The sequence below is a fragment of the Ferrimonas senticii DSM 18821 genome, from assembly GCF_000422665.1.
Classification (GTDB): Bacteria; Pseudomonadota; Gammaproteobacteria; order Enterobacterales; family Shewanellaceae; genus Ferrimonas; species Ferrimonas senticii.
This window is the reverse complement of sequence record NZ_AUGM01000004.1, coordinates 94,120-107,636: the sequence shown is the minus strand read 5'-3', so window position 1 is coordinate 107,636 and position 13,517 is coordinate 94,120. Positions and strand designations below refer to the sequence as shown.

The following is a 13,517-nucleotide window of genomic DNA, read 5'->3' as shown; positions in this document are numbered from 1 at the left end:
CGCATTAAACGCGCGGGATCACCAACTGCTGGCCGATATGCAAGGTATTGCTACGCAGCTTATTGGCTTGCTTAAGATCGGCCAAGCTGACGCCGTAGCGCTGGGCAATCACCGACAGGGATTCACCCGACTTCACTTTGTGAGTCTGGGTTTGCGCCAACCAGCTGTCACGGGGCGGATTGCTCTTAAAGTAGCGGGTCACCGCCTTTTGCATCGCCGTCGCTAACTTATCTTGGTGGGCGCTTGAACGCAGCAAACGCTCCTCCTGCGGGTTGGAGATAAAGCCCACCTCCACCAACATCGACACCAGATCCGGCGACTTCAATACCGCCAATGACGCCGACTGCGGTTCGCGCTTATGCAACTTGGTGAAGGTTTTAAACTCACCGAGGATATCGCCAGCCAAGGTGTGGCTTTCCGCCATATTGTTCTGCCGCGCCAAGTCGACAATGGTACGACTTAAGTCTTGATCGCCTTGAGAGGATTGCGAGATCACCTCGCCGATGCCACGCAGCTCCGACAACTTATCGTCTTGTTCTAGCCAGCGACCCATTTCGGAATTAGCGCGACGCAAAGACAGGATCCACACCGACGCCCCCCGAGGCTGCGGGTTGGAGAACGCGTCAGCGTGTACCGACAACAGCAGATCGGCGTTGGCGGCGCGGGCACGCTCGGATCGATTATCCAAGGAGACAAAGTAATCGCCGCTGCGCACCAATACCGCTTCAAACCCTGGGGTGGCGTCGATCTTAGCTTTTAACTTTTTGGCAATCGGCAGCACCACGTTTTTCTCGTAGGTGCCGGAAGGCCCAATGGAGCCGGGATCTTTACCACCGTGACCGGCATCAATGGCGATCACCACCTTGCGGCCGGGGCTGTTGGGTTTGGCGGTGCTAGTGGCCTTGGTCGGTTTTAGATCAACCACCAAACGATGCGGTGATTTTCCGCTTGGTCCCAGAGCAAACGCTTTGTAGCTGGCGCTGGCCGCCATATCCAGCACCAACCGCAACTGGCCTTGGCCGGCCGGCTTACTGGTGCGCACTCGTTTGAGTAACTTGCTCTGTTTGGCCAGATTATCGAGCTTCGCCGTTAAGCGCGTGTCTTTTATGTCGATGACGATCCGATCCGGATTCGATAGCCGTGAAGTGGCGTAGGTCGGCTTGGCGCTCAGTTCGAACACCAACCGGGTATTGGTCGGACTCTCATGGATACGGGTCGCTGTTAAGGTGTTAGCCCAAGATGCGGCGCTGCTTAGCAACAGCACCACCGGCAGCAGCCATCGACAAAATAGACTCATCAGTTAGTTCAGTAGTTGTTGTAGTAACGCCTCGCCCAATTCAGAGCGGCTGTGCAGTTGCGCTTGGCGCCCCTCGCCTTGGTAGGTCATGGTGATCACCAGATCTGGCGGTGGCAGCATGCCATGGCCTTTATCCGGCCATTCAATCAACGCCAGGGTGTTGTTGGCAAAGTAATCACGGATCCCCATAAATTCAAGTTCTTCAGGATCCATTAGTCGATAAAGATCAAAGTGATAGATCTGCATATCGGCCAGTTCATAAGGTTCAACCAAGGCATAAGTTGGGCTTTTTACCGCCCCCTGATGACCCAGCGCTTGAATCAAACCACGGGTAAAGGTGGTTTTACCTGCGCCCAAATCGCCGTGCAGATGCACCACCAACGGCGCTTTTACTACGGCGGCTAACTGCTGTCCAAGCGCCAATGTCGCTTGTTCATCTGCCAACTCAAAAACTGCCTGAGTCATAGGGTTCCTTGATTTGCCAAAAAACGGATATGCGGAAACAGATCCGACGGTAACATGCCACGTAGGCCATCGCCTGCCGCCCGATCTGCGGCCTCGCCATGAAGCATTACCCCCATGCACGCGGCCTGATAATTTGCATGGCCTTGAGCCATTAAGCCGGCGATTATACCAGAAAGCAGATCGCCGCTGCCCCCTGTTGCTAATCCGCAATTGCCAGTAACTGCCAGCGACCATTGCTGAGGGTCGACAATCACGGTGCCAACGCCTTTGAGCACGACCACTCCGCCATATTGACGCTGGATCGCTTGCGCGGCCGCCAATCGGTCTTGCTCGACGGCAGCGATGCTGCAATCCAGTAATCGTGCAGCTTCACCGGGATGCGGGGTCAGCACCCAGTTATCCCGTCGCTGCGGCTTAGCCGCCAATAAAGTTAGGCCATCGGCATCCACTAGCATCGGCTTATCCTGCGCGAGCGCCGACTGCCACACCCGTTGCGACCACCGCCCTTGACCAAGCCCTGGGCCGATGCCGATAACCTGACACCACTGCAAGCGAGCCTCGAGCTGGGAAGAATCAGCAGTAAATGCCATAACCTCTGGCCGCGGGATCACCAGCGCGCTAACGCTCGATTCGGCGCAACCTGCGGCAACCAAACCGGCACCACTACGCAGCGCTGCTTCCGCAGCCAACCGCAATGCCCCAGCCATCCCCTCGGCGCCGCCTAGCAACAACAGTTTACCGTGGCTACCTTTATGGCTGTTGGCGGCGCGCGCTGGCCAGTTGCTCAGACACTCCGGTTGCAACAACCGTCCTTCAGCGGCCAAATGGGCTCCCAATTGCAGTGGTGCTAAATGCAGTTCACCGCATTGACTTAAGCCCCCGCCGGTCAGTAATCCCAACTTATTCGCCACAAAGCTAATCGTGATATCGGCATTAACGGCCACACCAGCAATCCCCCCAGTTTGCGCATTCACGCCACTGGGCAGATCCACTGCCAACACGCTGGCCGGATGCTGATTAACGGCAGTAATCACTGCCGCTAACGCGGGCCGTACGGTGCCGGAAATACCGGTCCCCAACAACGCATCAACAAGGATTTCGGTGTCTGGCAGCGGCAACGTCAGCGGTTCAATCGTGCCACCACTGGCCAACCAGGATTGCTGAGCAATTAACGCATCGCCATCAAGGGGTTTGTCAGTTTGCAACAGCCGGACTTGCAAACCAGCTGCGGCAGCCTCGCGAGCCAGCACATAACCATCGCCGGCATTATTACCGGCACCGCACAACACACAAATCCGCTTTGCCTCTGGCCAGCGTTGACGCAACAGTTGGTAGGCAGCGTTGCCCGCCTGCTCCATCACTTGATAAAGCGAGATCCCAAGTTGTTTGGCCAACAGCGGCTCTTGCTGACGAATGGTGCTGGCTAGATTGACGCTGCTGGGCAGTGCTAGTAGATCGGCTCGCATTGATGATTATCCAAACAAGTTTGCTTGCTAGGTTATATCACTGCCAGCAGCGCAAACAAAAAGGGCTGCCCAATGGCAGCCCTTAGCGTCTCTTCGACCCTCTGTTATCTCGCCACTACCACCGCCGCACCGGCAAAGTGGTGGCGTTTGTATTACAGAGACTGGGTGAAGGTACGGGTAATTACGTCTTTCTGCTGTTCCAGAGTCAGCGAGTTAAAGCGTACCGCGTAACCGGATACACGGATGGTCAGCTGCGCATTGGCAGTGATGATGTCCAGATCTTCGTCGGTTGGGTTACCGGCTTCTACGCGCTCACGAGCTTCCATGATGCGCACCAAAGTTTCACGGTTCAGAACGTTTACGTTCAGGTGCTGGCCGCCTTCACGAAGTGGCTGAACGCCTTCCACGTTTACTGGACGAGACTCGTACTCACCCAGCTCTTCCAGAGCAACAACCTGATCCGCTTCGTAGCCAGAGGCCGCCGCCAGACAGCGAGCTTGGTTGTTTTCTGCGTCGATAAGCCAGATGGAGTTCATCAGGTTAACGTTTACGGATTTGGTGATTTGGATGCCTTGGATCATAACTACCTCTTGGTACTTCAGTTAAAAACGCGGCGAACTGTGAGCCACGTCACTTACCCTAACAGACACAACCTTGAGGCAACAGCGACATTAACTCATGCATTCATGAGCCAAAAGCAAGATGAACTTTCAATCGGCAATAAAAAACCGCCTCGATTGAGGCGGCTTAACTTATTTAACAACCGTTAGGCTCGGACGGCCGCTTGGACGCGGCGGTGTCGTTGCTTCTGGCTCAACCGTTGGCTCGGCCTCTTCGGCCAGCTCATAGGCTTGTTCCGGTGCAAAGGCGGTACCAGCCCCGTTTTCACGGGCATAGATCGCTTCTGCCGCTGCCAAAGGCACCTCTAAGGCGTGCGGCTTACCACCAAAACGGGCGTTAAACATGATGTAGTCATTGCCCAGCTGCAAATTACCAACCGCATGAGGGGCAATGTTCAACACGATCTGACCATCCTCAACGAATTGAGTTGGTACCTTAACCCCTGGCAAAGTGGCGTTCACCACCAGATGCGGGGTCAGATCGTTGTCCACCATCCAATCGTAAAAAGCACGCAGAAGGTAGGGACGAGTTGGGGCCAATGGTGCGGTCATTAACCGATCCGCATCTCGCGCTCTGCTTCAGTCAGAGACGCTTTGAAGGACTCACGCTCGAAAATGCGGGTCATGTAAGCTTTCACTTCTGCAGAGCCACGACCGTTCAGCTCGATACCCAGTGCAGGCAAACGCCAGAACAGCGGGGCCAGGTAGCAATCCACCAGGGTGAACTCTTCGCTCATAAAGAACGGCGTTTCAGCGAAGATTGGACCCAGTGCCAGAATGCCTTCGGTCAGCTCTTTACGAGCCGCTTCCGCTTTCTCGCCGCGCTCGATGCGCTCGGCCAGGCTGTACCAGTCGGCTTCGATGCGGTGCATCATCAGACGGCTTTGGCCACGAGAAACAGGGTATACAGGCATCAATGGCGGGTGCGGGAAGCGCTCGTCCAAGTACTCCATGATGATGCGAGCCTTGTACAGAACCAGCTCACGATCGACCAGAGTTGGCACGCTGTTGTATGGGTTCAGTTCAACCAGATCCTGTGGCAGTTGGTTTGGATCCACCTGCACCACTTCAACGCCTACGCCTTTTTCAGCAAGAACGATGCGCACCTGATGGCTATAAAGATCGCTGGCACCGGAATACAGGGCCATGACAGAGCGTTTGTTGGCAGCGACAGCCATTGATACCCTCCGAAAGGAATTCAGAAAAAATAAAGTAAATGGGGGCTGATGCCCCCATTTAGCCAAGCGTTAGATTGTAACCTGTTCTAGCGAATTAGTGTACATCTCGCCAGTACTCACGCTTCAGCAGATAGGCAATCACAAAGAAAATTGCCAAGAAACCCAACACCCAGACCCCCATCGCTTCACGGGTAGTACGGATTGGCTCCGCCGAATAGGTAAGGAAGTTGGTCAGATCCAAAGCCAACTTTTTGTACTCAGCATCGCTCATGCTGCCGCCGGCGGCCACGATGCTACCGTCCTCCTGCAGCACGGGCGTACCTTGGTAGGATTGCAGTACGTGCGGCATCCCCACCGATGGGAACACCAAGTTGTTGACCCCAAACGGCCGACTTTCATCTTTGTAGAACGTCGTTAGGTAGGAGTAGACCCAGTCGGAGCCCCGTACCCGCGCAATCATGGTTAGATCCGGTGGCGCGGCACCGAACCACTTGGCGGCTTCGGCCTGTGGCATGGAACTGACCATCAGATCACCAATTTTGGCATCGGTGTGGATCATCGCGGTCATCTCATCCACGCTAAAGCCGACATCCTCCGCGACCCGTTGATAACGTTGGTACTGGGCAGAGTGGCAGCCCATGCAGCTTTCCATAAACACCCGTGCGCCATTTTGCAGCGAGGTTTTGTCGTGCAGATCGATATCTGCCGACACCACATGTTCATTATTGCCACCGGCGGCGTAGGCCAGTGCCGGTAGGCAAGCCATTAAAGTAATAATTAACTTCTTCATTAGCCTGTCACCCGTTCTGGTAGCGGTTTGGTTTTTTCGGACTTGCTGTAGACAAACAGCGCCACAAAGAAACCGAAGTAACCTAGGGAGAAGATCCGCGCCAGCAGTGTTTCCAGTTCACCGGCCGGCAACGCCCCTAAGATCCCCAAAGCGATGAAACACACCACGAACTGAGCGATATTGGCTTTATGGATCACACTGCGGTAGCGGATAGAACGCACTTTGCAGCGATCCAGCCATGGCAGGAAGAACAGCACTACAATCGCCGCGCCCATGCCGATCACCCCGAACAGCTTGTCGGGAACCGCTCGCAAAATCGCGTAGAACGGGGTGAAGTACCACACCGGCGCAATGTGCTCAGGGGTCTTCAGTGGGTTGGCTGCTTCAAAGTTTGGCGGCTCAAGGAAATAGCCACCGCCTTCGGGCATAAAGAAGATCACGTAACAGAACACAATCAGGAAGCCGGCAACGCCAACGATATCCTTAACGGTGTAGTACGGGTGGAATGGGATAGCGTCTTTTGGCCAACCGTTCTCATCTTTGTTCTTCTTAATGTCGATGCCATCGGGGTTGTTGGAACCGACTTCGTGCAGGGCAACGATATGCAGGAACACCAACACCACCAGCACCAATGGCAGGGCAATCACGTGCAAGGCGAAGAACCGGTTCAAGGTCGCCCCAGAGACCACGTAGTCGCCGCGGATCCACAGGGTCAGATCATCACCAATCACCGGGATCGCACCAAACAGCGAGATAATTACCTGCGCGCCCCAGTAGGACATCTGGCCCCACGGCAACAGGTAGCCCATAAAGGCTTCCGCCATCAGGATCAGGAAGATCAACATGCCGAAGATCCACAACAGTTCACGCGGCTTTTGGTAGGAACCGTAAATCAGGCCACGGAACATATGCAGGTAAATCACTACAAAGAATGCCGAGGCACCGGTGGAGTGCATATAGCGCAGCAACCATCCGTATTCGACATCACGCATGATGTATTCAATCGAGGCAAACGCCCCTTCCGCCGACGGTACGTAGTTCATGGTCAACCAGATCCCGGTGAGGATCTGATTCACCAGCACCAGCATTGCCAGCGAGCCAAAGAAATACCAGAAGTTGAAGTTCTTCGGCGCTGGGTATTCGCCAACGTGCTTGTTATAGGTCTTGGTGAGCGGAATACGCTCATCAATCCAATCCATGATTTTGCTCATTAGGCGGTCTCCTCATCCACACCGATCAGGATGGTGCTGTCGCTGGTGTATTGGTGCGGTGGCACCACCAGGTTCAGCGGTGCAGGCACTCCTTGGAACACCCGCCCGGCCATATCGAACTTGGAGCCATGGCAAGGACAGAAAAAGCCCGCTTGCACCCCTTCGACTTGTTGATCAAAGGAATCTGGCAGGTAGGTGGGCGAACACCCTAAGTGAGTGCAAAGACCAACGGCAACAAAGAACTCATCCTTAATCGACCGATTGGCATTGGCCGCGTAAGCTGGTTGTTGTGGTTCTTCGGAGTTCGGATCCCGCAGTTGATCGGTCAGACCGCTCATCTGGGCCAATACTTCAGGGGTGCGGCGTACCACCCAGACCGGTTTGCCACGCCATTCCACGCGTAGCATCTGACCCGGTTCAATCTTTCCTATGTTTACTTCTACTGGTGCTCCGGCCGCTTTGGCCTTTGCGCTGGGGTTCCACGATTTGATAAAGGGAACCGCAGTAGCCACTGCGCCAACCCCACCCACCACAGCGGTGGTTAGAGTTAGGAATCTGCGACGTCCAGTATCGACAGGCGCATTGCTCATCTAGATTTCTCCCAACAGGGTGTTGCTTTTCTTATGCCTCGGAAGCTGATTTGGCTCAGCGCCTCATCGCATTTGTTGATGAGTTCACTGCAGGCCCAAGTCCATTTGTCCCAAGAGCGGGGGCAGGCGCATTATAAAGAAAAAGCGACCCAGTTCACACCTTGCACACCAAGGCGGACTTAAATCACATGAGTTTTTATCAAGATGTTAGATAAAGTTATCGATTATTTGCAGAGTAGCCAGATAACCAATTTGTTTAGCGCGACTTTTTAGCGAAAGATCCGACCGGTTTGATGATCCGCAAGAGCGACTTTGATCGGATAAGACAGAGAATTTTAAAGGCTTGGCGCAGTAGCCAAATTGCAGGCATAAAAAAACCGCCCAGAGGGCGGTTTTTTCGAATCCATAGGACGCCAGCGAATTAACGCTTGGAGAACTGTGGACGACGACGTGCTTTACGCAGACCAACTTTCTTACGTTCAACTTCACGAGCGTCGCGGGTAACGAAACCAGCTTCACGCAGAGTCGGACGCAGGGTCTCATCGTACTGCATCAGAGCACGAGTGATACCGTGACGGATAGCGCCGGATTGACCGGTGATGCCGCCGCCGCGTACGGTTACGTAGATGTCCAGTTTGTCCAGCATCTCAACCAGTTCCAGTGGCTGACGAACTACCATGCGAGCAGTTTCACGACCAAAGAACTGTTCCAGAGAACGCTTGTTTACAGTGATGTTGCCAGAACCCTGCTTGATGAAAACACGAGCAGTGGAGGTCTTGCGGCGGCCAGTACCGTAGTATTGAGTCATTTGCCTATATCCCCTTAGATATCCAGAACCTGTGGCTGCTGTGCAGCGTGCTTGTGCTCAGCACCAGCGTACACTTTCAGCTTACGGAACATGGCGCGACCCAGAGGACCTTTTGGCAGCATGCCCTTAACCGCTTTTTCGATGATCATTTCAGGCTTACGAACCTGCAGATCAGCGAAGTTGATTTCTTTGATGCCACCTGGGTAGCCAGAGTGACGGTAGTACATCTTGTCCTGAGACTTGTTACCGGTAACGGTAACTTTCTCAGCGTTGATGATTACGATGTAATCGCCAGTATCAACGTGAGGAGTGTACTCAGGCTTGTGCTTACCGCGCAGACGACGAGCTACTTCGGTAGCCATACGACCCAGGGTTTTACCCTCGGCATCAATGATAAACCAGTCGCGTTGTACGGACTCTGGCTTAGCAGAAAAAGTTTTCATTAGATAAAAACCCAATTTAGCTGTTACAAAATGCGTCTAACTAAAAACAGTTAAACAACCTTTTAGTGGTCTTCCACCCACCCCTTCGAGCGGGACAAGACGCTGGTTTTGAGCGCAGTGCGCTCTACCGTAACGTGGGCAGGGCGCGAATTATAAGGGAGTCTGACGCAAAAATCACCCGCTTTTTTCGGTTAAATTGGCGTTTTTCGCGCGAACTTTTACGGAAGGTGGGGGCGAGCCAAATAGTCGTGGCTCTGCATCTCGGTCAGGCGGCTTTGACAGCGCTGAAACTCAAACGCCAAGCGGCCGCCACCGTATAAATCCGCCAGCGCCACCTCAGCGGAAACAATCAATTTTACCCCACGTTCGTAGAATTCATCCACCATCGCAATAAAGCGTCTAGCGACATCATCACCGCTGTGTTCTTGGCCCATCAATTTGACCTCGCTCAGCAGTACCGTGTGGTACAACCGCGCCAGTTCGATGTAGTCAGTTTGACTGCGGGGGCCGTCGCACAGTGCCGCAAAATCGATCATCAACACCCCTTCACCACTGCGGATAATGGGGATCTCGCGGCCAAACAGCATTAACGGCTGTTGCTCGACCATTGCCGCGGGCACCAGCTGGTCGAAATAGCGATGTAAGTTGGCCGACGCGGCGTCATCGAGTGGATGATGATAGATCTCCGCCTGCGCCAACGTACGCAACCGATAATCGACCCCGTTATCCAGCTCAAACACCTGACAATGCTGTTGAATCAGTTCAATCGCCGGTAAAAAACGCTGCCGCTGCAGACCATTGCGATACAACAGCGGGGGCGGAATGTTAGAGGTTGCCACCAGCACCACCTTATGAGCAAACAGCTGTTCCAATAACCCGGCCAGTATCATCGCGTCAGTGATGTCAGAGACAAAAAATTCATCAAAGCAGAGTACCTCGGCTTCGTCGGCTAAGCGCTTGGCGACCACCAGCAACGGATCCGCTTGGCCTTTAAGCTCGTTTAACTCTTGGTGAACGCGCTGCATAAAGCGGTGAAAGTGGACCCGTAACTTGCGCTTGGTCGGCAAACACTGAAAAAAAGTATCCACCAAATAGGTTTTGCCGCGGCCAACGCCGCCCCAAAAATAAAGCCCTTTGGGGTGGTTGCTAGACTCATCAGTGAGCCAGCGCCGCCACCATGGCTGCTCACTTTGCCGACTGCGATTGCGCAGTTGCTGGTACAGCAATTCCAGCTGTTCGACCGCCGCGGCTTGCGCAGGATCGTGGACAAATTCGGGGCGCTTGAGATCGCGCAGGTACAGTTCCTTGGGCGTTGGCATCGGTCATTCCATCGACGGCATGGCATCCGAAGATGCCTGAAAACTTCTGATAAAGCGCAATTTTCCCGAGGGTGATATCCCCTATAATTGCGTTCAACGAGTCTACCACGGTGCCCTCGGGCTCGGTATATTGAGGTCCGCAGTGCTTTGGTAACAGCCAAGGCGAGACAGTAAGGAGAGGTGAATGAACGAGATGGTTGTGGTTGCTGCAGCGGCAGTGGCGTTAGTAATTGGCTTTTTTATTGGTCGTCGTGGCAGTGGCGGCAAAGCCAGCGTTGATAAATTGCAGCAGGAACTGGCGCAGGCTCGATTTGAGCTGGAACAGCAACGCCAAGGCCTGAATGACCACTTTACCCAATCCAAGCAGCACCTTGCGGCTCTGGCGGCGCAGTTGGAGAAAACCCAAGCGTTCTGGCAAGAATCCGCCCGAGAACTGAGCGATGAACCGGCGGCGGCAGAGCCTGAAGAGCAAATCGTTATCGCCGAAGCCGACAACGTTACCTCGCTGCCACCAAATGATTATGTTCAAGGATCGCACGGGATCATCAATCCGGAACCGAAAGCGGCCAACCAATGATTTTTTCACAGCGCACCCACTAGGGTGCGTTTTTGTTATGCCATGGCGGCGCCATCCCACTGGGGAACTTTTTCCCAGCCAGATTGGTCAGCTTTATTAACAATGGGTCGTGTTGTGACTGTAGGAGCTTGAACAACCATGAAAAAAAATCTAACGCTGGTTTCTGCTGCAATTCTGTCTGCCAGTTTATTTGGTGCTACGGCACCGGCGATCGCCGCTTGGCCAGACGCCGTTGGCGGCCAAGCACTGCCGAGTTTGGCGCCAATGGTGGAGCAGATCTCCCCTGCGGTAGTGTCGGTATCGGTCGAGGGCACCCAGACCGCGCAACAATCGCTGCCAGAACAGTTTCGCTTCTTCTTCGGCCCCAACGGCCCTCGTGGTGGCGAGCGCAGTCGGCCGTTTCGCAGTCTCGGCTCCGGGGTGATTGTTGATGCTAAGCAAGGCCATATCATTACCAACCACCACGTTATTGAAAACGCCGATAAGATTGTGATTAACCTCAGTGATGGTCGCGAATTTGAGGCCGAGCTGGTCGGCTCGGATCCGGCCACCGATGTGGCGGTATTGAAAATTGCAGCCGACGATCTAACTGCGGTTAAGCTGGCAGATTCCGACAGAATCAAGGTAGGCGATTTCACTGTTGCCATCGGCAACCCATTTGGCCTAGGCCAAACCGTCACCTCCGGGATCATCAGCGCCCTTTCCCGTGGCCTCAATAGCGAGGGCTACCAAAACTTCATTCAAACCGATGCGGCAATTAACTCCGGTAATTCCGGCGGCGCCTTGGTGAACTTGAAAGGCGAACTGATCGGCATTAACACCGCCATCATCGCCCCGGGCGGCGGCAACGTCGGCATCGGCTTTGCGATTCCAGTGAATATGGTGCAAAGCCTAACGGATCAGATTCTGGAATTTGGTGAAGTGCGCCGTGGCGTGTTGGGGATCATCGGTGGCGAACTGGATAATGAAACCGCCAAGCTGTTTGGATTGGACACTAAGCACGGCGCTTATGTCAGCCAAGTGGTAGCCGATTCTGCGGCGCAGCAAGCGGGACTAAAATCCGGTGACATCATTGTCGCGCTGGATGGCAAAAAGATCCGCACCTTCCAGGAGCTGCGCGCCAAGGTTGCCACCATGGGCGCTGGTGCCAAGATCACCCTAGAGCTGATCCGCGACGGCGAACGCCAAAGCGTTAACGTGACCTTGAATGAAGCCCCCGGCGAAAACGTTAAAGCCTCGGTGGTGCACCCAGCCCTTGAGGGCGCCAAACTCTCCAGCGTCAATGAAGATGGCGTCCGTGGCATCAAAGTAACCGAACTGGCCGAACGCTCCCGCGCCGCTCAGCAAGGTTTGATGGAAGGTGACATCATCACCAGCGTCAGTCTGATGAATCGTCAGCGGGTGCCGGTTAAAGATCTGAAACAGCTACGCAAGGCGCTCAGCGACTACGACGGTGCCTTTGCCGCTACCGTCATTCGCGACAATGAGCAACTGATGGTGATCATGCGTTAACGCCACCATCTGCCAAGCGCAAACACACAGGGTGGCTGCGGCCACCCTTTTGCTATCCCACCGATGGAGCGATAACATCGCCCCCAGTTAACTCTGATCGCGAGAATTGAGAACCCCGATGGCGCTATTGCGATACATCCTTAAGCCTTTGTTAGCCGGTCTAATCTTAGCCGCCATTATTGTGATATTGAATCCCGAGCTGCGCAGCCGCTTGCCGCGGCTGGACAGCAGCATCAGCCAAGTCGAGCGCAGCAGTTACGCCAGCGCGGTGCGCCGCGCCGCCCCGGCAGTGCTGAACATCTACACCGTTGGCCCGGGCACCAGCAACTTCAGTCAGCCGACTCCGCAAGGGCTGGGCAGCGGCATCATCATGAGTCCTGATGGCTATGTGCTTACCAATTACCATGTGGTACGCCAAGCCGAGCAGATCTTTGCCGCGCTGCAGGATGGACGCATCGCCGAAGCCTTGCTGGTGGGCTCCGATCCGGTCACCGATCTGGCGGTGCTTAAAATCGATCTGCCACAACTGCCGGTGATCCCTTTGGATATCACTCGCAGTGCTCGCATCGGCGATGTGGTATTGGCCATCGGTAACCCATTTAACCTCGGCCAAACCATCACCCAAGGGATCATTAGTGCCACCGGCCGCAATGGCCTATCCAATGGCTTATCCGCCGGGTTTCAAGACTTTATTCAAACCGATGCGGCAATTAATCAAGGCAATTCCGGTGGCGCGTTAGTCGATGCTGATGGTCGTTTAGTTGGGGTTAACACCGCCAACTACCAGCAGTTGGGCGGCGCTGGCGTTGGCCTCAACTTCGCGATCCCAATTGAATTGGCGCACAACATCATGGAAAAGCTGATCCGTGATGGCCGAGTGATCCGCGGTCACTTAGGTCTTGATGGCGATCCCGTTAATGAAACCATCGCCCGCCAACTGCGACTGATGGATGCCGCTGGCATGGTGGTCACCGGCATCAATCCCAATGGCCCAGCGGGCAAAGCCGGACTGCGTTTGTACGATGTGTTGATCGCATTCAATGGCAAACCGATCACCGGCACCGCCATGCTGCTGGATAGCGTCGCGGAAACCCCACCGGGCACCGAAGTCAACCTGACGCTGATCCGCCAAGGCAAACGCTTTAATGTGCCGGTGACCGTCGAAGAACGGCCAACTGTGATGTAAATGGCGTTGCAGCGAGCTTACTAAGAGGCGGTGATTAGCCACCAAACCACACCGA

15 protein-coding genes are annotated in these 13,517 nt (G+C 54.6%); 3 read left to right on the top strand and 12 right to left on the bottom strand.

The window, feature by feature from the left end:
* Positions 1-4: 4 nt before the first annotated feature.
* The 12 genes from G506_RS0104090 to zapE form a co-directional block, all read right to left on the bottom strand.
* Positions 5-1,297 carry an N-acetylmuramoyl-L-alanine amidase gene (locus G506_RS0104090; protein ID WP_028115764.1) on the bottom strand — a complete coding sequence of 431 codons (1,293 nt, stop codon included), beginning with the start codon at positions 1,295-1,297 and terminating at the stop codon, positions 5-7.
* A gap of 3 nt (positions 1,298-1,300) precedes the next feature.
* On the bottom strand, positions 1,301-1,762 hold the full coding sequence (tsaE, locus tag G506_RS0104085) for a tRNA (adenosine(37)-N6)-threonylcarbamoyltransferase complex ATPase subunit type 1 TsaE (RefSeq protein WP_028115763.1): 462 nt from the start codon (positions 1,760-1,762) through the stop codon (positions 1,301-1,303).
* The gene (locus tag G506_RS0104080; protein ID WP_028115762.1) at positions 1,759-3,228 is read right to left on the bottom strand and encodes a bifunctional ADP-dependent NAD(P)H-hydrate dehydratase/NAD(P)H-hydrate epimerase; all 1,470 of its coding nucleotides are present in this window, start codon (positions 3,226-3,228) and stop codon (positions 1,759-1,761) included. Before G506_RS0104080 ends, tsaE begins: the two co-directional genes overlap by 4 nt.
* A gap of 152 nt (positions 3,229-3,380) precedes the next feature.
* Entirely contained in the window at positions 3,381-3,809 is a 429-nt protein-coding gene (locus tag G506_RS0104075; RefSeq protein ID WP_028115761.1) for an autonomous glycyl radical cofactor GrcA, read from the bottom strand.
* Between the two features lie 171 nt (positions 3,810-3,980).
* Positions 3,981-4,400 (bottom strand): ClpXP protease specificity-enhancing factor, encoded by a 420-nt coding sequence (locus G506_RS0104070; protein ID WP_035386999.1) that lies wholly within the window; start codon positions 4,398-4,400, stop codon positions 3,981-3,983.
* Entirely contained in the window at positions 4,400-5,026 is a 627-nt protein-coding gene (gene sspA, locus G506_RS0104065) for a stringent starvation protein SspA (protein ID WP_028115759.1), read from the bottom strand. The genes G506_RS0104070 and sspA overlap by 1 nt, the downstream gene beginning before the upstream one ends.
* A 94-nt stretch (positions 5,027-5,120) precedes the next feature.
* On the bottom strand, positions 5,121-5,816 hold the full coding sequence (locus G506_RS0104060; protein WP_028115758.1) for a cytochrome c1: 696 nt from the start codon (positions 5,814-5,816) through the stop codon (positions 5,121-5,123).
* A complete protein-coding gene (locus tag G506_RS0104055; RefSeq protein ID WP_028115757.1) occupies positions 5,816-7,027 on the bottom strand; it encodes a cytochrome b in 1,212 nt (403 codons plus the stop codon). Before G506_RS0104055 ends, G506_RS0104060 begins: the two co-directional genes overlap by 1 nt.
* On the bottom strand, positions 7,027-7,617 hold the full coding sequence (gene petA / locus G506_RS0104050) for a ubiquinol-cytochrome c reductase iron-sulfur subunit (protein WP_028115756.1): 591 nt from the start codon (positions 7,615-7,617) through the stop codon (positions 7,027-7,029). Before petA ends, G506_RS0104055 begins: the two co-directional genes overlap by 1 nt.
* A 421-nt stretch (positions 7,618-8,038) precedes the next feature.
* On the bottom strand, positions 8,039-8,425 hold the full coding sequence (gene rpsI, locus G506_RS0104045) for a 30S ribosomal protein S9 (protein WP_028115755.1): 387 nt from the start codon (positions 8,423-8,425) through the stop codon (positions 8,039-8,041).
* A gap of 14 nt (positions 8,426-8,439) precedes the next feature.
* Positions 8,440-8,868: a 50S ribosomal protein L13 gene (gene rplM / locus G506_RS0104040; protein WP_028115754.1), complete on the bottom strand. Its 429-nt coding sequence runs from the start codon at positions 8,866-8,868 to the stop codon at positions 8,440-8,442.
* Between the two features lie 218 nt (positions 8,869-9,086).
* The gene (gene zapE / locus G506_RS0104035; protein ID WP_028115753.1) at positions 9,087-10,187 is read right to left on the bottom strand and encodes a cell division protein ZapE; all 1,101 of its coding nucleotides are present in this window, start codon (positions 10,185-10,187) and stop codon (positions 9,087-9,089) included.
* Positions 10,188-10,371: 184 nt separating this feature from the next.
* Here zapE and G506_RS0104030 point away from each other — a divergent pair, with 184 nt between their 5' ends.
* The 3 genes from G506_RS0104030 to degS all read left to right on the top strand — a co-directional run bounded on the left by G506_RS0104030 (position 10,372) and on the right by degS (position 13,462).
* Entirely contained in the window at positions 10,372-10,764 is a 393-nt protein-coding gene (locus G506_RS0104030) for a Z-ring associated ZapG family protein (RefSeq protein ID WP_028115752.1), read from the top strand.
* A 138-nt stretch (positions 10,765-10,902) separates the two neighbouring features.
* On the top strand, positions 10,903-12,276 hold the full coding sequence (locus tag G506_RS0104025) for a DegQ family serine endoprotease (protein WP_028115751.1): 1,374 nt from the start codon (positions 10,903-10,905) through the stop codon (positions 12,274-12,276).
* Between the two features lie 118 nt (positions 12,277-12,394).
* Positions 12,395-13,462, top strand: coding sequence for an outer membrane-stress sensor serine endopeptidase DegS (degS, locus tag G506_RS0104020; RefSeq protein WP_028115750.1), 1,068 nt, complete (start codon positions 12,395-12,397; stop codon positions 13,460-13,462).
* Positions 13,463-13,517: the final 55 nt, after the last annotated feature.